The organism is Ectothiorhodospira lacustris, assembly GCF_022227845.1.
Taxonomy (GTDB): Bacteria; Pseudomonadota; Gammaproteobacteria; order Ectothiorhodospirales; family Ectothiorhodospiraceae; genus Ectothiorhodospira; species Ectothiorhodospira lacustris.
The window spans coordinates 101,155-123,068 of sequence record NZ_JAJNQN010000005.1 but is presented as its reverse complement, the minus strand read 5'-3'; the positions used below and the strand labels follow the sequence as shown (position 1 = coordinate 123,068).

Below are 21,914 nucleotides of genomic sequence, written 5' to 3'. Positions count from 1 at the left end.
AACAACAGAACCGAGGTCATCCATGCATCGACGGGATTTCCTGGGCAAGGCCGCCCTCACTGCCCTGGCTGCCGGCGGCGCCCTGAGCGGTTGCGGTATGCCTCAGGGCAGTGACCATTCGGCGCCGGATACCGGCCGTCGCTTTCACTGGCGCATGATCACCGCCTGGCCCCATGAGTCTCCCGGCCTGGGCGCCGGCGCGCAGTTGCTGGCACGGACCATCCATGAGCTGTCAGAAGGTCGCATTCAAATCCGGATCTTTGCGGCAGATGATCTGGTGCCGCCCTTCGAGATCTTCGGTGCCGTCTCCCGTGGTGCCGCCGAGATCGGCCACGGTGCTGCCCATTACTGGCGGGGCAAGAGCGGGGCTGCGCAGTTTTTTACCGCAGTACCGTTCGGCATGAATGCGCTGGAGACCCAGGCCTGGCTGTACGAGGGCGGTGGTCTGGCCCTCTGGCGGGATCTGTATCGTCCTTTTGACGTGATCCCCTTCCCCTGCGGCAATACCGGTGCCCAGATGGGGGGGTGGTTCCGGCGCGAGATCGAGTTCATTGAAGATTTCCGGGGGCTACGCCTCCGTGCCGTGGGGCTGGGGGCCGACGTCCTGCGGCGCGCCGGGGCCGAGGTGATCCGCCTGCCTGGTGATGACCTGCCGGAGGCCATGGAGTCGGGGCTGCTGGATGCAGCCGAGTGGATGGGACCCCACGAGGACATGGCGCTGGGCCTGCATCGTCAGGCCCCCTATTACTACCACCCGGGTTGGCAGGCCCCCAGTTCGCAGGTGGAGGCCCTGATCAACCGGGATGCCTACGAGGCCCTGCCCCAGCACCTTCAGATCGCCGTGGCCCAGGCCTGTCGTCTGGTCGGCGAGCAGATGCTCCATGAATTCATGGCCCGCAACCAGCAGGCCCTGGACCGGTTGGTGAGTGAACATGGGGTTCAGCTCAGGCGCTTCCCGGATACCGTGCTGGAGAGTCTGAAGCAACTGAGCCGGGACATGCTGCTGGAGATGACGGCGGACGATCCCTTCATCCGACGGGTTCATGCCTCCTACATGGGGTTCGAGTCGAGGATGGCCCGCTGGAAGGAAATTAACTCGATTTGACCGTGCTGGACCCTTCCACACTGGGAGAGCCGTCCCCGGTGCCCTGCTGGCTTCTCTTCCGGTGGCCACTATGCAGCGTTGCTGCTATCTCTCAACCTGCCCGATGCCCAGCGCCAGGTTGCCGGCGATCGTACCGATCTACTGGCCCTCATCCATTAAGAAAGTATCCGATCATCAGGTTTATCGCCCGGATTCATGTCTCTGTTCCGGGCAGACGCGGTTACGACCTTCCTGCTTGGCCCGATACAGGGCCTTGTCCGCCCTGTCCATCAGCTGCACCAGACTCTCGCCCGCTTTCCATTGGGCCACGCCAACGCTAAGTGTGACCCCTTCGCCATGGGAGAAGGCATGCGCCGCCACATCGGCGCGAATGCGCTCCGCCGCCTCCATGGCCGCCTGAACGTCGCTGTCATGGAACAGCAGCATGAACTCCTCTCCCCCCCAGCGGCCGAGGCGGTCGCTACCGCGCCCGTTGCGGATCATGAGGGCGGCCACTTCCCGGAGCACCTGATCACCGATCACATGCCCCCGGCTATCATTGACGTGCTTGAAATGGTCAATATCGAACAATGCCAGTGAATAGGGACGTCCACCGCGCAGGGCACGCTGGCTGTCTTCCTCGAAACAAAGCATCAGACGAGCGCGGTTGTTCAGACCCGTGAGTTGATCAGTGGTGGCCGCCTTTTCCAGCAGCAGATTGAGCTGGCTTAATCGCTGGTTCAGGGCACGCTGGCGCAGGATCCAGAACCCGCTGGTCAGCAACACCACCAGCAACACACCCAACAACGGCCAGAAAATGGACTTTTCTATCACCTCCACCTCATGCCTGACCACATTGATATGACGGTTGATGATGGCTTCCCGTTCGCTTTGACTTATGCTGCGCACCCCGGCATCTAGCAGGGCATGTAGCATGGGATCATCCCGACGCACACCAATACGCAGGAGATTGACGTAATCGGCCTGCATCCCGGAAATGCGGAGATTGAACCAGCCGTCCTGGCGGATGGTGTAGGCGGCCACGATCAGGGAACGGATGGTCATGTCCGCCCGGCGGTCGGACACCAGCTGAAAGGCCTCGTTCTCGGTCTGCGTGAGAATCAATTGCAGACGAGGAAAGTCCCGACGCACCCATTCCTCCACGGCGGTGCCGGCCGGAACGGCAAGGCGTTTGCCGTCGAAGCGATCCAGGCTGACCACATAGGGGTGATCCTCCCGGGTAATGATGACGTTTTCATCGATCAGCAGGGGGGCTGTAAAGTGCAGCCACGACTCCCGGGCCGGCGTCCTGTTAAGCAGGCTGAGAAGGTCACAATCCCCCCGTTGCGATGCCGCCAGGGACGCCTCCCAGGTTGGCGTTGAATGGACCTGCAGGGTCAGTCCGACCCGCCCAGCCGCCAGCCTGAGCAGGTCGGCTCCGATACCCCGATGTTCTCCCGCGGCATCGATGTATTCAAACGGCGCCCAATCGGGATCCACGCAATACCGCACGATGCCTCGGGAGGCGACATGGTCCCTTTGTTCTTGGCTCAGCACCACTCGCTCTTGCGCCCACAAGGGGGAAATCCAGAACAGCCCGACAAAGATGAGGCTGATCGACGCACTGAACATTCCGGTTACTGGATTCAACGGGGAAATTCCTGCGCATGGATTGCACCGGCCAAGGGTACCAACTCCGGAAGCTTGTCACTGCCCATGACAAACTGGTCATTCGGGCGTTGCCCTCCAAGCGATCCATCTGCTTGATGCTCGCTTTTTCCGTGACCGGGCGGGCAGAGGCGCGTCCCAGTCCCGTCACTGAAGTGCATTGTCCTTTCACCGCCCCCTTGACCGTCGTCATCAGCGACTTCATCCGGCTACGGTGGACTGGTTGACACAGGGCACCCAAATTTGTCTCTATCACCTGCGTGGCATGCATCGGCTTCTCGCGCGCTTCTTTGATTGGTTGGTCTCCATGATCGAACGCGGCGAGCCCGCATCGGTGCGAGGTCGTCGCCCCATCGCACTGGGAAATGTCCTGTGAGGGCAGTCGGATCGCGACCTTCAGCATTCAGGTCAAGCCATGCTTTCCCCGCCTGTGAGACAAACCGACTAAAACCGGAAGATCACCCAGGCCGGCACCAGGATCTTGGCATCCAGCTCCGTCATGCGGGTTTCCAGCTGGCCGTCTCCGTCCGTGTCCACCAGGTAATAGGGGGGCGCGTTGGCCGGTGTCACCCGGATCATGTACAGCTCCCCATGGAGCCGGTATTCCTCGATCCGTTCCCCCTCCCGCTCGATGATGGTCACCGTGGGCTCCATCAGTTCCCGGGTGGCGATGTCGCTGTCGTCCAGCAGCGGCGGTGGGGGCGGTGCGGCCTGCTCCTGGGCCGACAGGGGGAGGGCGGCCGGCCAGAACAGGAGGGCGGCAAGAACAATGGGCAGGATGCGGTAGCCGTTCATAGGTCCATCAGCCTCTCTTTTTCTTCGGAGGTCGGTTCCAGCCCTCCGAATTCGTAGAAGTTGAAGATGGCATCCACCACGGACTTGGCGTCATCCACCAGGGTGTAGAGGTTCAGATCTTCGTCGCCGATGGTGCCTTCCGCCACCAGGGTATTTTCAAACCAGGCCAGCAGACCCTGCCAGAAGCTGCTGCCCACCAGGATGATGGGGATGCGCCGGGTCTTGTTGGTCTGCACCAGGGTGAGGATCTCCGCCAGTTCGTCCAGGGTGCCGAAGCCCCCCGGCAGCACCACGTAAGCAGAGGCATACTTCACGAACATCACCTTGCGGGAGAAGAAATGCCGGAAATCCAGCGAGACATCCTGATAGGCGTTGGCTGTCTGCTCATGGGGAAGCTGGATGTTCAGGCCGATGCTGGGGGATTTCCCTGCAAAGGCGCCCTTGTTGGCCGCCTCCATGATGCCGGGACCGCCGCCGCTGACCACGGCAAAGCCTGCGTCGGAGAGCTGTCGGGCGATATCTTCCGCCAGTGCATAAGTGGGGTGTCCGGGGGGGATGCGGGCGGAGCCGAAGATGCTCACCGACGGTTTGATGCGAGCCAGGCGCTCGAACCCTTCCACGAACTCTCCCATGATCTGGAATATCTTCCAGCTCTCCCGGGTGAGCATGGTGTCGTCCATGGGTTGCAGTCCCGGATGGCTGGCGCGTTCGTGGCTCTTCATGTCGGCCCCTTTTCATTGTTGTGTGCTCCGGCAAGGTTAGACCCCCGGGCGGCCACTGGCTAGTGCTGGCCTGATCCCGTGCGCACGGGTACCCTTTCAGGCCTGCCTTGGAAAACTGCTGAGAACCCGCCTGGTGAACACGTCATCTCCCCTGATCCTGGTGGACGGATCTTCCTACCTCTACCGCGCCTTCCACGCCCTGCCCCCCCTGACCAACTCCCGCGGCGAGCCCACCGGTGCGGTCTACGGTGTGGCCGGCATGCTGCGCAAGCTCATCGGGGAGTATCAGCCCAGCCACATGGCCGTGATCTTCGATGCCAAGGGCCGGACCTTCCGCGATGATCTCTATGCCGAGTACAAGGCCCATCGCCCGCCCATGCCGGACGAGCTGTCGGCCCAGGTGGCGCCCCTGCACGCGCTGGTGCAGGCCATGGGCATCCCCATGCTGGTGGTGCCCGGGGTGGAGGCCGATGACGTCATCGGGACTCTCACCCGTCAGGCCCGCCGGGCGGGCATGGAGGTGATCATTTCCACCGGCGATAAGGACCTGGCCCAGCTGGTGGAGCCGGGGGTGACCCTGGTCAACACCATGAACGGCACCGTGATGGACGAGGCCGGGGTGGAGGAGAAGTTCGGTGTCCCCCCGGCGCGCATCGTGGATTACCTGGCCCTGGTGGGGGATACCGTGGACAACGTCCCCGGGGTGGACAAGGTGGGGCCGAAGACGGCCGTGAAATGGCTCAAGGCCCATGGCGGTCTGGACGAGATCATGGCCCGGGCCGATGAGATCAAGGGCAAGGTGGGGGAGAACCTGCGCACCGCCCTGGCGTGGCTGCCCCTGTCCCGGGAGCTGGTCACCGTGCGCTGCGACGTGGCACTGGACCGGGGGCCTCTGGACCTTCAGTTGCAGGGGGCCGACACGTCACAATTGCGGGAGTTGTTGGCCCATCTGGAGTTCCGCCAATGGCAGGCCGAGCTGGAAGGGGGCGAACCGGTCCCTGAGCCCGACAATGCATCGGCACCCGAGGTCCGTTATGAAACCATCCTGGAAGCGGGGCAGCTGGAGCGCTGGGTGAAGCGGCTGGCCGAGGCGCCGCTGTTCGCCTTCGACACCGAAACCACCAGCCTGGACTACATGCAGGCCCGGGTGGTGGGGCTGTCCTTCAGCGTGACCCCCCACGAGGCGGCCTATCTGCCCCTGGCCCACGACTATGGGGATGTCCCGGACCAGCTGCCCCTGGACGAGACCCTGGAGAAGTTGCGCCCCCTGTTGGAAGACCGGAACCGCCCCAAGCTGGGGCATCACCTGAAATACGATCGCAACGTCCTGCTCAATCACGGCATCGAATTGCGTGGCATCGAGCATGACACCATGCTGGCCTCCTACGTGCTCAACAGCACCGCCGGGCGCCATGACATGGACAGCCTGGCTGAGCGTTGTCTGGGGCTGAAGACCGTCCACTACGAGGACGTGGCCGGCAAGGGGGCGAAGCAGATCCCGTTCTCCCAGGTGCGGCTGGACGAGGCCGCCCCCTATGCGGCCGAGGATGCGGACATCACCTTGCGGCTGCACCACCATTTCTGGGCCCGGCTCAAGGACCTGGAGGGGCAGCGGCGGATCTACGAAACCCTGGAGATCCCCTTGGTGCCGGTACTCTCCCGCATGGAACGGGCCGGTGTGCGGGTGGACCCGGAACTGTTGTTTACCCAGAGCCATGAGCTGGCCGACCGCATGGGCCGGATCGAGCGGGAGGCCCATGATCTGGCCGGTTGTACCTTCAATCTGAGTTCGCCCAAGCAGATTCAAGAGATCCTGTTCGAGCGCCAGCAGCTGCCTGTGATCCGCAAGACCCCCAAGGGCCAGCCCTCCACCGCCGAGGATGTCCTGGAACAGCTGGCCCTGGACTACCCTCTGCCGCGCCTGATCCTGGCGCATCGTGGGCTGTCCAAGCTCAAATCCACCTACACTGACAAGCTGCCGGAGCGGATTGATCGGGATACCGGGCGGGTGCACACCTCCTATCATCAGGCGGTGGCCTCCACCGGGCGCTTGTCTTCCTCGGAGCCCAATCTGCAGAACATTCCCATCCGTACCCCGGAGGGCCGCCGCATCCGGCAGGCCTTCATTGCGCCCGAGGGGCGCCGGATCCTGGCGGCGGACTACTCCCAGATCGAACTGCGCATCATGGCCCACCTGTCCGGTGACCGGGGGCTGCTGCAGGCCTTTGCCGATGGGCAGGATATCCATCGAGCCACGGCCGGCGAGGTCTTCGGGGTGGCGGTGGACGCAGTGACCACGGAGCAGCGGCGTGCCGCCAAGGCCATCAATTTCGGTCTGATTTACGGCATGTCCGCCTTCGGGCTGGCCCGGCAGCTGGGGATCGACCGGGGTTCGGCCCAGGACTATGTGAACCGTTATTTTACCCGCTATCCGGGGGTGAAGGCCTACATGGACGGCACCCGTGAGCAGGCCCGGGAGCAGGGGTATGTGGAAACCCTGTTCGGGCGTCGTCTCCATCTGCCGGATATCCGTGCCCGCAATGCCCAGGTGCGCGCCCAGGCGGAGCGGGTGGCCATCAATGCGCCCATGCAGGGCACCGCCGCGGACATCATCAAGCGGGCGATGCTGGCGGTGGACGGATGGATTCAGGCGGAATCTCCCGGTGTCACCATGATCATGCAGGTGCATGACGAGCTGGTGTTCGAGGTGGATGAAGCCGCGGTGGCATCGGCCCGGGAGCGGATCACCGCGCTGATGTGCGGTGCCGCCGAGCTGGATGTCCCGCTGCTGGTGGAAGTGGGGGTGGGGGACAACTGGGACGCCGCCCACGCCTAGGAAACACTGAACAAGTCCCCTTCCGTCACTCCCGCTTCTTCCGTCACTCCCGCGAAGGCGGGAGCCCAGCCCTTGCGTCAGTGCCGTCCGTCACTCCCGCGTGCGCGGGAATGACACATTCGGGGCGGGGCCCCCGCCCGGGGGTGAGGACCGGCAATGAATGAAGGGGCTGGTCCGGGCCGGGCATTTCTACAGGGTTGGAGTGAAAATGGCGCTGAATATGCTCTCATTAGCCCTTTTTTTGAGAGATCTTTCACAGATCCGCAAACTCCTGCCGGAACTGAGAACTTCCTGACGGGCATATAGTCTTTAATCAGTGAGCACCTTTTCCATGGGTGCTCCCCGTCTAACCCCCTAGGCGGGTAGCTCTGACTCCCCCAAGTCGAGCCCAAGCTGGCCCCGGACCACGCAAGTGCTCCGGGGCTTTTTTTCCTGCAGTTGCCGAAAAATTTTCCTTACCCGATTAATTTTGTGAACTATAGGCGGCGACGGGAGTCCCATTCATCAAGCGCTGCAGCCCGGCGCTTCCCGCTTACCTCCCTGAGCGGGATGGCTCGAACTCCCCCAAGTCGAGCCGGACCCTGCCCCGGTTCATGCCAACCCCCAATGGCCGCCGGGGCTTTTTTATGCCTCCTGCTCAGGGTGGGCGAGCCCTCCCTCACTGAACAGCCAGCCATCCAGCACGGAATGGGCATCATCCACCCCCTGCTTCTTCAGCGATGAAAACGGTTGCACCGTCGCCTCCACCCCTTCGTTGCCCAGCGCCCGCACCACCTGACGTACCGTATCCATGACCGGCCCCCGCTTGAGCTTGTCGGACTTGGTCAGCAGCACATGCAGGGGCAGATGCCGGGCATGGACCCAGCCGATCATCTGCCAGTCATGGTCCGTCAGGGGATGACGGATATCCATGACCAGCACCAGCCCCCGCAGGCAGGCGCGCTGGGCCAGATAGTTCTCCATCAACTGCCCCCAGCGCCGCCGCATCGCTTCCGGTACCTTGGCATAGCCGTAACCGGGCAGATCCACCAGTCGGCGTTCCCCGTCGAGGGCAAAGAAGTTGATCAGCTGGGTTCTGCCCGGCGTCTTGCTGGTGCGTGCCAGGGCGCGTTGCCGGCACAATGTGTTGATGGCGCTGGACTTGCCTGAGTTGGATCGGCCGGCAAAGGCCACTTCGTGGCCCTGCTCCGGTGGCAGGCCCTTGAGGCTGGCGGCGCTGGTGAGGAATTCCGCCTGGTGGTAAGCCGGGTTCATGGGTGACGTGACTCGCTGTGTTCTAATGGCTGGTTGACCTTCGTCGACTTTTGCGACGGTGGAGTTAGTATGATATACATTGCGGCTATTTTGAGGCTGCGCCCGACGCGCGAGTCAGTGTCAGGTTACCAACGAAGCGCTTTTGTTTCAGGTTCAGGAGTCAACCCACGATGAAAAAACTTGTCCTTATCGCCGTCGCCACACTGGGTATGAGCATGTCGGCGTCGCTGCTGGCCGAATCCGGTGACCCGGTGCGCGGCAAGGAACTTTCCAGCCCCTGCGTGGCTTGCCACCAGGCTGACGGCAATAGTGTGGTCCCGGCATGGCCGAAGATCGCCGGCAAGGACGAGGCCTATCTGCTCAAGCAGTTGCAGGACTACAAGGCCGGCCGTCGCAGCCACGCCCTGATGAATCCCCAGGTGGCCGCCCTGGAAGAGGAAGACCTGCCCCACCTGGCCGCCTACTTCGCCGGCCAGACCCCGGCGCCTGGCCGCACCGCCGCCGCTGCGGAAAAACTGGCCCTGGGCAAGCAGATCTACTTCGGTGGCAACACTGCCACGGGTGTGGCCGCCTGTGTGGCCTGCCACGGCCCCAACGGCAAGGGTAACCCCGCCGCCGTGTTCCCCAGCGTGTCCGCCCAGCACGGCGTGTATACCCTGGATCAGCTCAAGCAGTTCCGTGATGGTCTGCGTGCCAATGATCCGGGCCGCATGATGCGTAACGTGGCCGGCCGCATGACCGACGAGGAAATGTCTGCCGTGGCCGAGTACATCGCCAGCCTGCCGTCCAAGTAAGGCGAGATCGGTAAAACACTCGAAAGGGTGGCCCAGCGGCCACCCTTTTTTGATTCTGTCCGGCATGTCTTGAGTCCGGAAGGTATTTGACCCAGGACAACAAGACCTGCTGATCACGTGGTTTTTGTGCCCTGTGACACGAACTTGTGTGCCTTGCAGGGTCAAACAGGCAACCACTTTCCGACCCGAGAGACATGAGCAGCACACCCACCGACCCGACGCCGCCAGGCCGGCGTTCCACCTTTGCCGTCCTGATGGGTTTTCTTGGGTCCATGGGCCTGGCCATCACGTTGCTGGTCGCCCTGGCCGTGGCTTCGGTGGTCGGCACCGTCCTCCAGCAGAATCAATCCTATGAGACCTATCTGCTGGACTACGGTCCCTTCTGGCATGAGCTGTTTCGCACACTGGGGATCTACCACGTCTACTCCGCCGGCTGGTATCTGCTCATCCTCGTCTTTCTGGTGATCTCCACCAGTGTCTGCGTCTATCGCAGCACCCCGGCCATGATCCGTGACATGCGTCAATTCCGGCTGGGGGTCAAGGAAAAATCCCTGCGCAGCTTCCAGCATAACGTGCAGCGGGATACCCACCCCGAGACGCCGACGGCGCTGATGTCTCGTGCCGAGTCCGTGTTCAGGGCCCGTGGCTACCGGGTGCGTCAGGCAGATCATGGTGATCACCGGGTATTGTCGGCCATGCGCGGCAGTGCCGGCCGCCTGGGGTACTTCTTCACCCATGTGGCCATCGTGGTCATTTGCATCGGTGGCCTGGTGGATGGCCGTCTGCCGCTGATGCTGGCGGAATTCACCGGCCGGCTGGAGGTCGAAACCCGACAGGTGCCTGTCTCCGAGATCCCTGCGCAGAGCCGGGTCTCCGTTTCCAATCCGTCGTTCCGGGGTTCGGTGGAGATCCCCGAAGGGCAGCGGGTGGACGTGGCCTTCGTGACGATGCGGGACGGCTACGTGGTGCAGGAGCTGCCGTTTCACATCGAGGTGAAGGCGTTCCGGGTGGAGCGTCATGCCACCGGTCAGGAACGCGCCTTTGAGACCGATCTGATCATCCATGATGACTTGCTGGATGAACCCTTGGCGCATACCATCAGCGTGAACCATCCGTTGGTGCACCGGGGTTATACCATCTACCAGGCCAGCTTCCGTGATGGCGGCTCTCACCTGAATCTGGGCATGTATCCCCTGGGCCGGGGGGCCGACCGTCCCATGCCCTTCGATGCCCGCGTTTTCGGTACCTATTCCCAGACCGCAGGGGACGGCACCCGTCTGCGGGTGGAATTCACCGATTTCAAGGACACCAACCCGACTCTGATCGAGGAAGACGGCGTGCGCGAGCGCATGGACATGGGGCCGAGCTTCGAGTACGTGGTCCGGGACAGCAGCGGTGCCGGCTGGTTTCACCGCAACTTCCAGCAGCCTGTGGAGCGGGATGGCCGCCGGTATCTGCTCAGCGGCGTCAGGCAGAACCCGGCAGAACCCTTCAGCTTCCTCTACATTCCTCTGGACCCACAGGGCGGCGTGGACCGTTTCATGCGCTTTCTGGCCAAGCTGACGGACCCTGCCGTGGTGGCCGCTGTGGTTGATGAGTCCACCCGGGCCGCCGCCGGACAATTCACAGGCGTGGACGAACAGATCCGTAGCCAGGTGGCCGAGACCATGCGCGACTTGCTGGAGACGTTTGCCGTCGGCGGCTATGAGGAGGTCATTGCCCAGGTGCAGGAACAGGCCCCGGCCGGGCAGTGGGACCAGCTGGCGGATGTCTTTCTCCGGGTCCTCAATTCCGGTCTGGATGCCATCTACCTGCGGGTGCTGGCGGAAGAGGGCATCGAGGTGGTCAGCGAGGCGGATGACCACTTTCTGGCCGATGCGCTGCGGGCCATCAATGCCCTGCCGTTCTACGGCTCGCCGTTTTTCCTGCACCTGAATGATTTTGAGCACATCCAGGCTTCCGGCCTGATGATCACCAAGGCACCCGGGCAGGTGGTGGTCTATGCCGGCAGTGTCATGTTGATCCTGGGCATCTTTCTGCTTCTGTACGTGAGTCATCGCCGCTGTTGGCTCTGGGTGCAGCCTCGTCCCGACGGTTCGGGTCTGGTGTTGGCAGGGACCAGCAACCGCAGCACATCGGATTTCAACAGGGAATTTGATGAAATATCCCGGGCCGTTTTGGGTGAGCCACGGCCCACGCCCGCGGATCAGGATGCCCGCGCCTGACCATGATTCTGATTGCGAGGTAAGCACATGTCCGTCACCCAAGACTCCATGAGCGCCGAATATCCCGGTTTCTTCCGCCGCCTGTCACCGGCGGACTGGATCTGGGCGGCCGGCGTGGTGGTGGCCACGGTCTTCGTCCTGGCCGCCTACGGCAACCGCATGGACATCTACCAGTCCGGCACCCTGGTGGTCACTGCCGCTACCGGCCTGTGGTTGGGCTGGTTCTGGAAATCGTTCAAGGGTTATGCCCTGGCGGTGACCGGCATGAGCCTATTGGGGGTGTTCAGCTACGGCGACACCCTGGCCAGTGCGCAGACCAATTTCTTCCTCAAGTACCTGGTCTCCGGCGAAGCGGCGGTGATGTGGATGTGCGCCCTGCTTTACATGTCCACCACCGCCTATCTGGCATCGCTGTTCCGGCGCGAGGCTGGCCGCGGTGTGCTACCGGCCCTGATTACCGCCGTGGTGACCGGGGCCCTGGGGCTTGCCGGCCTCTGGCTGGGGCGTAGCGGCCTGGTCCCGGGCCTGGAATGGGCCAGTCCCCTGATCCTGCTGGTGGCCGTGGGCGCCCTGCTGGGTCCCATCGCCCGCACCGACTTTGCCGCCCGGGTGGGCAGTGTGCTGGCCTGGTGCGCCGCCGCCTTCGGCCTGGCGGGCCTGCTGGTGCGCTGGCGTGAAACCTACCTGCACGATCCCACCTGGGGCTATATCCCGGTGAGCAATCTGTGGGAGGTCTTTGTTCTATTCTGCATCGTCACGGTGCTGATGTATCTCTATTACCAGGGCCGCACCCGCAACCTGGGCATGGGCGGGTTTGTCATGATGGTGGTCAGCGCCGCCGTGGCCTTCCTGCTCTGGTACACCCTGGACCGAGAGGCCCATGTGGTGCAGCCGTTGGTGCCCGCCCTGCAGAGCTGGTGGATGAAGGTCCATGTGCCCACCAACTTCGTGGGCTACGGCGGCTTTGCCATCGCTGCCATGCTGGGGGTGGCCTATCTGATGCGGGACCGGGGCGAGCGGCGCCGGCCCGACGGCCTGCTGGTCCGGCGGCTGCCCAGCCGCGAGGTGCTGGATGACGTCATGTACAAGTCCATCGCCATCGGCTTTGCCTTTTTCACTATTGCCACGGTGCTGGGCGCCATGTGGGCGGCGGAGGCCTGGGGTGCCTACTGGTCCTGGGACCCGAAGGAGACCTGGGCCCTGATCGTGTGGCTGAACTATGCTGCCTGGCTGCATCTGCGCTTCACCAAGGGCTGGCGCGGTGTTCCCATGGCCTGGTGGGCCATCCTGGGCCTTCTCATCACCACATTCGCCTTCGTCGGGGTGAACATGTTCCTGGGCGGGCTGCATTCCTATGGCACGCTTTGAGTCAGGATGCATGCAAGGCAATCACGGACATGATCACCCTTCCGTGGTGGACACCCTGTCCATCGGCCCCAGTACCCCGCCGGTGGCGGGGGGGCAGCGGCTGCGGATTCTCAGCTACAACGTCCAGGTGGGTATCGCCTCGGGGCGCTTCCACCATTACCTGACCAACAGCTGGAAGCATCTGCTGCCCTACGAGGGGCGCATGGGCAACCTGAACAGCATCGCCCGCTTCATTTCGGGGTTTGATCTGGTAGGGTTGCAGGAACTGGATGCCGGCAGCCTGCGCAGTAACTTTGTCAACCTGGCCGAATACCTGGCCCATCGGGGAGAGTTCCCTTACTGGTACAGCCAGACCAACCGCAACTTGGGCAAGCTGGCCAAGCACAGCCTGGGGCTGTTATCCCGCTTCCGGCCCCACTCGGTGGTGGAGCACCGCCTGCCCGGGCGCATCCCCGGACGGGGCGCCCTTGAGGCCCACTTCGGCGCCCACCATGGCGAAGACTCCCTGGTCATCATGCTGGTGCACCTGTCCCTGGGCCGTAAGGCCCGCATGCTGCAGATGCAGTACATCGCCGAAGTGCTGCGCGATCATGAGCACGTGGTGGTCATGGGCGACATGAACACCCCGGCCCATTCCCAGGAAGTGCGGCGTCTGGTCAGCCATACCCGACTGCAGGAGCCCTTGGCCAGCGCCAAGACCTATCCCAGCTGGCGGCCCATACATGCCTTCGACCACATCCTGGTGACACCGGGGCTGGGGCTGGAGCAGGTCCATGTCTACAACCTGAACTATTCCGATCACCTGCCGGTGGGGGTGGAGCTGGTGATCCCTGAGACGGTGCAGATGGCCCATACCCGTATGGAACTCTTCTGCCAGTAATCCACCGGGTTGCACACGGCCACCCCCCCCGCCTAAGCTGAAGGGCCACTTACTGACGGCGGGAGGCCTCCTGTGACCCAGACATCCCGGACCCGGGCCGTGATCTTCGGCGAAGTCCTGTTCGATTGCTTCGAGGACCGCTCCATCCTGGGGGGTGCCCCTTTCAACGTGGCCTGGAATCTCAAGGGACTGGGGACTGATCCGCGCTTCGTCGGCGCCGTGGGCGATGACGCCCTGGGCCGTCAGGTGTTGCAGACCCTGACCCGCTGGGGCATGTGCCGGGAAGGGCTGCAGGTGGACCCCGGACATCCCACCGGCCAGGTCAGGGTGACCCTCAAGGGCGGTGAGCCCAGCTACGACATCCTCTCCGGCCAGGCCTACGACCACATCGATACCGCTCAGGCCCTGGCAGTGGCTCCGGCACCGGCCGGCGTGCTCTATCACGGCAGTCTGGCCCTGCGCGACCCTGTCTCCCGGCAGGCCCTGGAAGCACTGCGGGAGCGCCTGTCGGCCCCGGTGTTCATGGATGTGAACCTGCGCGCCCCCTGGTGGGATCGTGACACGGTGCAGGGCTGGATGGCCCATGCCCACTGGGTCAAGCTCAACCAGGATGAACTGGTGGCGTTGTCCCCGGTGCCCGATGAGCCGGACCCCTTGGTTCAGGCCCGTCGCACCCTTGAACGGTACGGGTTGTCGGCGGTGATCGTCACCCGGGCGTCGGAGGGCGCGATGGTGCTCACCCGCGAGGGTGAGTGCCACCAGCGATCGGCGCCGCCGGTGGCGGGACTGGTGGATACCGTGGGGGCAGGGGATGCCTTCAGTGCCGTCACCCTGACCGGCATCCTGCAGGGCTGGGACTGGGAAACCATCCTGGCGCGCGCGGCGGATTTCGCCGCGAAGGTCTGCACCCTGCATGGAGCGACCACGGAGGATCGGGAATTCTATCAGGCGTCCCGACAGGACTGGTGATCGAATCCCGGTTCAGATTCCCGGACCCGAACCTCTGGACTCCCGCTTTCGCGGGAGTGACGACAAGGCTGAGGTCGTCATTCCCGCGCAGGCGGGAATCCAGGCAGGGACCGGGCATTCTGGGCTCCCGCGTTCGCGGGAGTGACGACAAGGCTGAGGTCGTCATTCCCGCGCAGGCGGGAATTCAGTCACGGCCCGGAAATTCTGGACTCCCGCGTTCGCGGGAGTGACGGCAAGTGTTGAGGTCGTCATTCCCGCGCAGGCGGGAATCCAGACAGGGGTCGGGGCAGATCCGGTTCATCTTTCCCCGGCGTGAGAGTTTTCCCGCTGGAGGGGGGTGCAGGGGGAACGGGGGCCGCCTCGGCGCGGTTGAGCATCTGTGCCACCACCGGCGGGCTGGCGGCGCCGAAATACAGCGTCCGATGGGGGAACGGGATCTCCACGCCCTCGGCGTCAAAGGTCTGCTTCACCCGTCGCAGGAACTCCCGTCCCACCTCCCACTGCTTGATGGGCAGGGTCTTGATCCGTCCCTTGATGACCACCCCCGAGTCATCGAACTTGTCCACCCCGAACACGTCCACGTCTTCCAGCATGCTGCGCCGGAGTCTGGAATCGGTCCGCATCTCGGCGCCCACCCGCTGGATCAGCGCCACCACCCGGTCGGTATCCTCCTTGTAGGCCACCGGGATATCGAACACATAGGCCGACCAGCCGTGGGTCACGTTGGTCATGAAGGTGATGGTGCCGTTGGGGATGATGTGCAGCTTGCCCTCCAGGTCCCGCAGTTGCAGGGTGCGGAAGTTGATGGCCTCCACCAGTCCGCCGGTGCCGTTGATCACCGCCACGTCACCTACCCGCACCTGGTTTTCCAGGATGATGAAGAACCCGCTGATCACGTCCCGCACCAGATTCTGCGCGCCGAAGCCCACGGCCAGGCCGACCACACCGGCGGAGGCCAGGATGGGGGCGATGGAGATGCCCATCTCGTTGAGGATCACCAGCAGGGACATGATCCAGATGAGGATGACGATGGCCTGGCGCAGCAGCCGAACCAGGGTCTCGGCCCGTTTGTGGGCCTCGGAGGGGACGTCGCCCTGCTTCTTGCCCCGCTCCACCAGGCGTTTTTCCATGCGCCCCAGGCCGGCCCGGATGAGGGACATCACCACCCAGGCAATGATGAGGATGAGCAGGATGCGCAGGGAAGCGAAGATCAGGTGCTGCCATTCCACCTGGGTGAAGTACTCAAGGACGTGTTCCATGGGTGTCTCCTTGTCGTATGGGTTTTCCTTGTCGTATGGGTGTTTCCCTATCGGGTCGGCGCCCTCTTAATCTGGTCATTCCCGCGCAGGCGGGAATCCAGTCATGGCCCGGAAATTCTGGACTCCCGCGTTCGCGGGAGTGACGACAAGGTTGAGGTCGTCATTCCCGCGCAGGCGGGAATCCAGTCACGGCCCGGGCATTCTGGACTCCCGCTTTCGCGGGAGTGACGGCAGGGGGCTCCCCCTCATCCCCGGCCCTTCTCCCGAGGGAGAAGCCCTGATCAGACCCTCCAGCCCAGTTCTTCCGCCCGGCGCCGGGCCAGGGCGGGGATGTCCTGGGCCACGAAGTGGCTGTGCAGCACCTGCACCCCGATCATATGGTTGATCACCGCGTCCAGCTGCACCTGGGTGGAGGTGGAGGTGTCCGGGTCCTCGTGCAGCGCGAACAGTGTCTTCACCCCGGCCGGGTCCAGCAGGCCCGCATCCTGGATCGCCTGATCCGACAGGTACTGATCCGCCAGGGCCTTCATTGCCGCCCACTTCTTCGGGTCCGTGTGGGCCGGTGGGGCCATGAAGGCGAACTTCTCGCGCTCATACAGCACCTTGGGCAGCAGTCCCTTCATGGCCTCCCGCAGCACGTACTTCTCGGTCCGGCCCTTGATGCGCATGGACGGCGGCAGGTGCACCGCCAGATCCGCCAGATGGTGGTCCAGGAACGGTGGTCGCGCCTCCATGGAATTGGCCATGTCCACCCGGTCACCGCCCCAGGTGAGGATCTGACCTTCCAGCATGGTCTTGATCCAGACGTACTGGGCCTTGTCCAGGGGATGGCGGCCTTCGATCATGTCGCCGTCCAGGGCCTCGGCAATGGCGCGGCCCGGCTCGTAGCCCCTGACTGCGTCCCGGTGGTGGGCGGCCATCAGGCCCGGGGCGTGAGCGGCACTGGCCAGCCAGGGCTGCAGGCAGGAGGGGGTGAAACCCACCAGAGCGTCCAGGGCCGGGTCATGCAGTTCATTTTCCGCCAGCATGGCACCCTTGAAGAGCTGGTTGCTCTCCGCCAGCAGCTGTTCCCACCCGGCCCGCTCCGCCGGAGACAGGGTGTCCAGGCCGTGCAGGAACATGTCCCGACGGAAGGAGGGGTAGCCGGCAAACAGTTCATCGGAACCCTCCCCGGTGACCACCACCCGGTAACCGGCTCGGTTCACATGGCGGCTCATCAGGAGCTTGGCCACCCCGAGGGTGTTGTAGATGGTGCGTTCCGCGTGCCAGAGGGTTTCCACCAGATTGTCGTAGAGGTGGCCGGCATCCAGACGCATGATGTCCTGGTCCGCCCCCACGCTACGAGCCATCTCCTGGGCGATGGCGGTCTCGTCGTAGTCGGCGTTGTCGAAGCCGATGGTGAAGGCTTTGACCGCCGACTGCTGGTGGGCGGCCGACAGGCCCAGGGTGATGCAGGAGTCGATGCCGCCGGAGAGATAGCAGGCCACCGGCACGTCCGCCTCCAGGCGCAACTGCACCGCCTCCATGAGCTTTTCCCGGATCCCTTCGATGTAGAAATCCTCGTCCTTTTCCTCGCCCCGTTCCGACTGCAGGGGAAAGTCCATGTCCCAGTAGCGGTCGTCGCGGATCTGGAACTTGCCGTGACGACGCTCGATGGTGACCACATGGCCCGGCTTGACCTGATGAATGCCTTCGAAGGCGGTGCTGCCGGGGACCATGGTTTGCATCAGCTGGTGGTACAGGCCCTGGGACTCGAACCGGCGCGGCACGTCCGGATGGGCGAACAGCACCTTCAGCTCGGAGCCGAACACCACGCTGCCGTTGACCTCGGTCCAGTACAGGGGTTTGACGCCGAAACGGTCGCGGATGAGCATCAGGCGGTCCCGCTGACGGTCATAGAGGGCGATGGCGAATTCGCCCCGCAGGTGGGGCAGCATGTCCTCCAGGCCCTGGCGCTGATACAGGTGCAGCACCATCTCGGAGTCACTCTTGGTGCGGAATTTTGCACCCCGGGAGGTGAGCTCGGTGCGGATGCGCTTGTAGTCGTAGAGTTCACCGTTAACCGCCAGCATCAGATGACGGTCCTCGGACAGGAAGGGCTGGCGTCCTCGGTTTTCGTCCAGGTCGATGATGGTGAGGCGGGCATGGGAGAAGCCCACGCCGCGATCGTCCTGCACCTTGTAACCGAAGCCGTCGGGGCCGCGATGGTGCTGGATGGCGGCCATGGCCACGAGATTTCGGGGGTCAACGGGTTTTTGCGGGTCGGCATGAATGACGCCGGCGATACCACACATGGGCAACTCCTTGAGGCTGTGAATTCGAGGTCTGCGTGAGGGCCGGTCGGCCCCCACGCGGGAGGGATCAGGGGGTGTCCATCACTTCGCTGATGCGACGGACGATGCAGGTGAGCAGGGCCATGCGGATGAAGACCGCGCCCCGGGCCTGGGCGAAGTACCAGTTGTGGGAGGTGTCATCCAGGTCCGTGGAAAGCTCCTCCCCCCGCGCCAGGGGGTGCAGGATGATGGCCCCCGCCTTGAGGGGAGAGTCAGTGGAGAGCTTGAGGTCGGCGCCCATGGCCTCGTAGCTGTCGCCCACCCAGGCAATGGCGTTGATGTACACCACGTCCAGACCGGGCAACTCGGCGCCGAGGTCCTGGGCCACCCGCACCGACAGGCCCTGTTCGGCCAGTTCTTCCTGCTGGCCCGGATCGAAGGGCCGGGCTTCATCGGTGAGGATCACCACCTCTTCAAAGGCGCTGGAGAAGCGGGCCAGGAGCAGCAGCAGGCTGCGCACGGTACGCATGCGGTTGGGGACGCCGATGATCCCGACCCGGACCCGCCGGTCCGGCAATAGGTCCGGGTCCAGCAACTGCGGCCTCCATTTGAAAATGGTGTACAGGTCCGCCATGGCCTGGGTGGGATGCTCGTCGATACCGTTGCCGGCATTGACGATGGGGATGCGCAGGGTGTCGAGCATCTCGTAGATCGCCCGGTCCTGGTTGCTGCGCAGTACGATCACGTCGCCGTAGTTGTTGAACATCTCGGCGATGTCCGCCAGGGATTCTCCCTTGGCCATGCCCGTACTCTTGGGGTCGGTGATGGACATGATGTCGCCGCCCAGCCGGTGCCAGGCGCTCTCGAAGGAGAGGCGGGTGCGGGTGCTGGGTTCGTAGAAGGCACTGATGAGGATCTTGCCCTGCAGGGGTAGATGCATCAGCGCCGGGGTACTCTCGTACTGGGCCGACAGGCGGAACAGCTGGGTGAGGGTATCCCGGTCGAACTGGCGCGATGAGACCACATGGCGGCTGGAGAGTGTCACCAGGTGCCGGGGGTCTTCGGCGATGCTTTCCATGAGTGCCTTGGGCCGCTCGATGCCGGCGGTGCCGTCCTTGGGCCTGAGCGGCTTTTGCAGCTGGGCGTCGACTACCATCGTTGCGTATCTCCTGATGCATCTTGAAAGCCCCTCTCCCCCAGGGAGAGGGAGGAGGGGGGGGAGGGAATATCCATGTCAGGCGGCCCCTTCTACCTTGGCAATCTCCACCAGTGCCTGCTCCGTGCTCATCACCCGCGCATAGCGGTCCTTCATGGTGAGAATCGTGGCCCGGTCCAGTTCCGGGGTCACGGTGGCCACGGCGTCCTCGATCAGGGTGACGTAGAAACCCAGATCACAGGCATCCCGGATGGCGGTGGAGACACACTCGTTGCTGTACACCCCGACGACGAACAGCGCCGTCACCTCCAGGTTGCGCAGCACGTATTCCAGATTGGTGGCGGTGAACACCCCGCTGGCGGTCTTGTTGATGATGATCTCGTCCCCCTGGGGTGCCACCATCTCCAGGAACTCCGCCTCCTTGGACCCCGGCGCCGCATGCAGGCCCAGGCGCTTGTGTCCCGGTCCGCGGTCACGCCCGTCATGGGTCAGGGACTGGATACGGGTATGGATCACCTCCAGCCCCAGGGACCGGAAGCCATCCTGCAGCCGACGTACATTGGGCAGCACCAGCCGGTCCAGGCGGTCGAAGTAGTAGTCCTGGGATTCCGGCGGCAGGCCGGAGCGCTGGGCATCGGCGAACACCCCCCAGCCCCGGGCCGCATCCAGGTACTGCAGGTCGATGCACAGCAGGGCTGCGTGATGAGAGACCAGGGCCCGCGCCAGGGCGCGGTTGCTGATCAGGGTTTCCCGGTACTGCTCACGCAGCGGGTCGATATTGTCGTAGGCCGGATCGCGGCCGGAGGTCTTGTCGTTCATCGCAGTGTCTCCGTGTCCTGGGCCGCCAGCGACAGCACCGCCTGCAGCATGAGATTGGCGCCCCGTTCAATGTCTTCCCAGTTGGTCCACTCGGCAGGGGAATGGCTGCGCCCTTCCAGGCTGGGCACGAACACCATGCCGGTGCGGGCGATGCAGGACATGATCTGGGCATCGTGGGCGGCGCCGCTGGGCATGCGCAGATGGCGGAAACCCAGGGCATCCGCCTTGTCCGACAGCAACTGCACCAGGCCCGGATCACAGCGCTGGGGCGGCAGTTCCGAGAGCACTTCGAATTCGAACATCAGACCCCGCCGACGGGCCATGGCGGACAGGGTGCGGCGGAAGGCATCGGACAGCCCCTTGAGGGTGTCCGGGTCGGTGTCCCGTACGTCCAGGGAAAAACTGGTGTGACCCGGCACCGTATTGGCGGCGCCTGGGCGCAGCTCCACCCGGCCGATGGTGGCCCGGCTGTGGGGGCTGCCGTGTTCCTCCAGGATGCGGTCGATTTCGCCGGCAAACTCCGCCAGCCCCTGGAAGGTGTCGTTACGCATGTCCATCGGGGTGGTACCCGCATGGTTGGTCTGGCCCTTGAGCTGCGCCTCCCACTTGAACAGGCCGGTGATGGCCTCCACCACGCCGACGCTGATATCGCCGCGATCCAGCACCGGCCCCTGCTCGATGTGCATCTCCAGGTAGGCGTGGATGGATTCCTTGGAGCGGCGGGCGAACAGGGCGGCATTGGCATCCAGACCCCAGGCCGCCATGGCCTCGGTGAGACTGATGCCGTCCAGATCCCGGGCATTGTGGATCTGGGCCGGACTGAGTTGCCCCGCCATGGCCTGGGAGCCGAACAGGCCGCCGAAACGCCCTTCCTCATCGGTGAAGTTCACCACCTCCAGGGGATGGCGCAGGGCGACGCCGGCCTCCTGCACCGTGCGCAGTACCTCCAGCCCCACCAGCACCCCCAGGGCACCATCCAAGGGGCCACCGCCGGGGACCGTGTCCAGATGGGAGCCCATCATTACGCTGGGACGGCCGCCATCCCAGTCCAGGCGTCCGTACAGGTTGGCGGCGCCGTCCTCGTAAAAGTCCAGGCCGGCGGCCAGGATGCGCTCCTTGAACCAGCGCCGCCCGGCCAGGTCCCCCTCGCTGAAGGCCATGCGATGGATGCCCCGGTCGGCATCCCGGCCGATGGCGGAGAGATCCTGGATATCCTGCTGCAGTCGCTGGAAATTGATGCTGGCGTGGGTCATGGGGTCTCCCGGAAGGGGTGGCGGGGATTCAGTCGTCGGCGATGGGGCGCAGGGCGGCCTGGTCATCGCGGGCCTCCATGGTATCCAGCAAGATGCCCAGGCCGGCTTCCAGTCGGGCCAGTTCCGCCGCCGGCATGGCGCGCAGGGCCCGGTTCAGGGCGCCCTGGGCCGGGGCCGGGGCATTGTCCAGCAGCGTCTGCCCGGACTCGGTCAGATACAGGCTGACCACCCGCTGGTCCTTGTCCGCCCGACGGCGCTCCATCAGACCCTTGCGTTCCAGCTTGTCCAGCATGTTGGATGCGGTGGAGGCATGGATGGACAGGCGCTGGGACAGGTCGCTCACGTTCAGGCCCGGCTCCAGGTGCATTTCCCACAGTGCCCAGAGCTGGGCCGCACTCACCCCGCAGTCGGTGCTGATGCGCCGGGAATGGGCCTGCAGGGAACGAAACAGCACCCGCAGATGCCGAATGACATGTTGCACCCGGTCATCGCTGCCGGCGGGAGAAGCGGAGGTGTGGGGGTCGGTTTGCACCATGGCCATGGGCGTATCTTTTTGCAC

General features: G+C 64.2%; 17 protein-coding genes. 7 read left to right on the top strand and 10 right to left on the bottom strand.

What is annotated here, in order from left to right:
* Positions 1 to 22: 22 nt before the first annotated feature.
* A complete protein-coding gene (locus LQ956_RS05730) occupies positions 23 to 1,105 on the top strand; it encodes a TRAP transporter substrate-binding protein (RefSeq protein ID WP_238629915.1) in 1,083 nt (360 codons plus the stop codon).
* Positions 1,106 to 1,285: 180 nt separating this feature from the next.
* Here LQ956_RS05730 and LQ956_RS05725 read toward each other — a convergent pair whose 3' ends face one another.
* From LQ956_RS05725 to LQ956_RS05715, 3 genes are all read right to left on the bottom strand, one after another.
* Complete coding sequence (locus LQ956_RS05725; protein ID WP_238629916.1) at positions 1,286 to 2,734, bottom strand: diguanylate cyclase; 1,449 nt, start codon at positions 2,732 to 2,734, stop codon at positions 1,286 to 1,288.
* 462 nt (positions 2,735 to 3,196) lie between these two features.
* Positions 3,197 to 3,547 (bottom strand): DUF2782 domain-containing protein, encoded by a 351-nt coding sequence (locus tag LQ956_RS05720; protein ID WP_238629917.1) that lies wholly within the window; start codon positions 3,545 to 3,547, stop codon positions 3,197 to 3,199.
* Positions 3,544 to 4,269 carry an LOG family protein gene (locus tag LQ956_RS05715; protein ID WP_238629918.1) on the bottom strand — a complete coding sequence of 242 codons (726 nt, stop codon included), beginning with the start codon at positions 4,267 to 4,269 and terminating at the stop codon, positions 3,544 to 3,546. Before LQ956_RS05715 ends, LQ956_RS05720 begins: the two co-directional genes overlap by 4 nt.
* A gap of 133 nt (positions 4,270 to 4,402) precedes the next feature.
* On the opposite strand from LQ956_RS05715, the gene polA reads away from it, so the two are divergent.
* Positions 4,403 to 7,105 (top strand): DNA polymerase I, encoded by a 2,703-nt coding sequence (gene polA, locus LQ956_RS05710; RefSeq protein WP_238629919.1) that lies wholly within the window; start codon positions 4,403 to 4,405, stop codon positions 7,103 to 7,105.
* A gap of 624 nt (positions 7,106 to 7,729) precedes the next feature.
* Here the strand turns inward: polA and yihA are convergent.
* The gene (gene yihA, locus LQ956_RS05705; RefSeq protein WP_238620553.1) at positions 7,730 to 8,359 is read right to left on the bottom strand and encodes a ribosome biogenesis GTP-binding protein YihA/YsxC; all 630 of its coding nucleotides are present in this window, start codon (positions 8,357 to 8,359) and stop codon (positions 7,730 to 7,732) included.
* Between the two features lie 170 nt (positions 8,360 to 8,529).
* Between yihA and LQ956_RS05700 the strand changes: the two genes are divergently transcribed.
* The 5 genes from LQ956_RS05700 (at position 8,530) to LQ956_RS05680 (ending at position 14,595) form a co-directional block, all read left to right on the top strand.
* On the top strand, positions 8,530 to 9,153 hold the full coding sequence (locus tag LQ956_RS05700) for a c-type cytochrome (RefSeq protein WP_238629920.1): 624 nt from the start codon (positions 8,530 to 8,532) through the stop codon (positions 9,151 to 9,153).
* A 194-nt stretch (positions 9,154 to 9,347) separates the two neighbouring features.
* On the top strand, positions 9,348 to 11,378 hold the full coding sequence (locus LQ956_RS05695; protein ID WP_238620551.1) for a cytochrome c biogenesis protein ResB: 2,031 nt from the start codon (positions 9,348 to 9,350) through the stop codon (positions 11,376 to 11,378).
* 27 nt (positions 11,379 to 11,405) lie between these two features.
* Entirely contained in the window at positions 11,406 to 12,746 is a 1,341-nt protein-coding gene (gene ccsB / locus LQ956_RS05690) for a c-type cytochrome biogenesis protein CcsB (RefSeq protein WP_238629921.1), read from the top strand.
* A 10-nt stretch (positions 12,747 to 12,756) separates the two neighbouring features.
* The gene (locus LQ956_RS05685; protein WP_238620549.1) at positions 12,757 to 13,626 is read left to right on the top strand and encodes an endonuclease/exonuclease/phosphatase family protein; all 870 of its coding nucleotides are present in this window, start codon (positions 12,757 to 12,759) and stop codon (positions 13,624 to 13,626) included.
* A 72-nt stretch (positions 13,627 to 13,698) separates the two neighbouring features.
* Positions 13,699 to 14,595, top strand: coding sequence for a carbohydrate kinase family protein (locus LQ956_RS05680; protein WP_238620548.1), 897 nt, complete (start codon positions 13,699 to 13,701; stop codon positions 14,593 to 14,595).
* 248 nt (positions 14,596 to 14,843) lie between these two features.
* Here the strand turns inward: LQ956_RS05680 and LQ956_RS05675 are convergent, their stop codons facing one another.
* The 6 genes from LQ956_RS05675 to LQ956_RS05650 form a co-directional block, all read right to left on the bottom strand.
* On the bottom strand, positions 14,844 to 15,854 hold the full coding sequence (locus LQ956_RS05675) for a mechanosensitive ion channel family protein (RefSeq protein ID WP_238629922.1): 1,011 nt from the start codon (positions 15,852 to 15,854) through the stop codon (positions 14,844 to 14,846).
* Positions 15,855 to 16,135: 281 nt separating this feature from the next.
* Complete coding sequence (asnB, locus tag LQ956_RS05670; RefSeq protein WP_238620546.1) at positions 16,136 to 18,148, bottom strand: asparagine synthase (glutamine-hydrolyzing); 2,013 nt, start codon at positions 18,146 to 18,148, stop codon at positions 16,136 to 16,138.
* A gap of 67 nt (positions 18,149 to 18,215) precedes the next feature.
* A complete protein-coding gene (locus LQ956_RS05665) occupies positions 18,216 to 19,283 on the bottom strand; it encodes an aspartate/ornithine carbamoyltransferase family protein (protein WP_238629923.1) in 1,068 nt (355 codons plus the stop codon).
* 78 nt (positions 19,284 to 19,361) lie between these two features.
* Complete coding sequence (locus tag LQ956_RS05660) at positions 19,362 to 20,102, bottom strand: cysteine hydrolase family protein (protein ID WP_238620544.1); 741 nt, start codon at positions 20,100 to 20,102, stop codon at positions 19,362 to 19,364.
* Positions 20,099 to 21,355 (bottom strand): Zn-dependent hydrolase, encoded by a 1,257-nt coding sequence (locus LQ956_RS05655; RefSeq protein WP_238620543.1) that lies wholly within the window; start codon positions 21,353 to 21,355, stop codon positions 20,099 to 20,101. The genes LQ956_RS05660 and LQ956_RS05655 overlap by 4 nt, the downstream gene beginning before the upstream one ends.
* Positions 21,356 to 21,383: 28 nt before the next feature.
* Positions 21,384 to 21,896 (bottom strand): MarR family winged helix-turn-helix transcriptional regulator, encoded by a 513-nt coding sequence (locus LQ956_RS05650; RefSeq protein ID WP_430733416.1) that lies wholly within the window; start codon positions 21,894 to 21,896, stop codon positions 21,384 to 21,386.
* Positions 21,897 to 21,914: the final 18 nt, after the last annotated feature.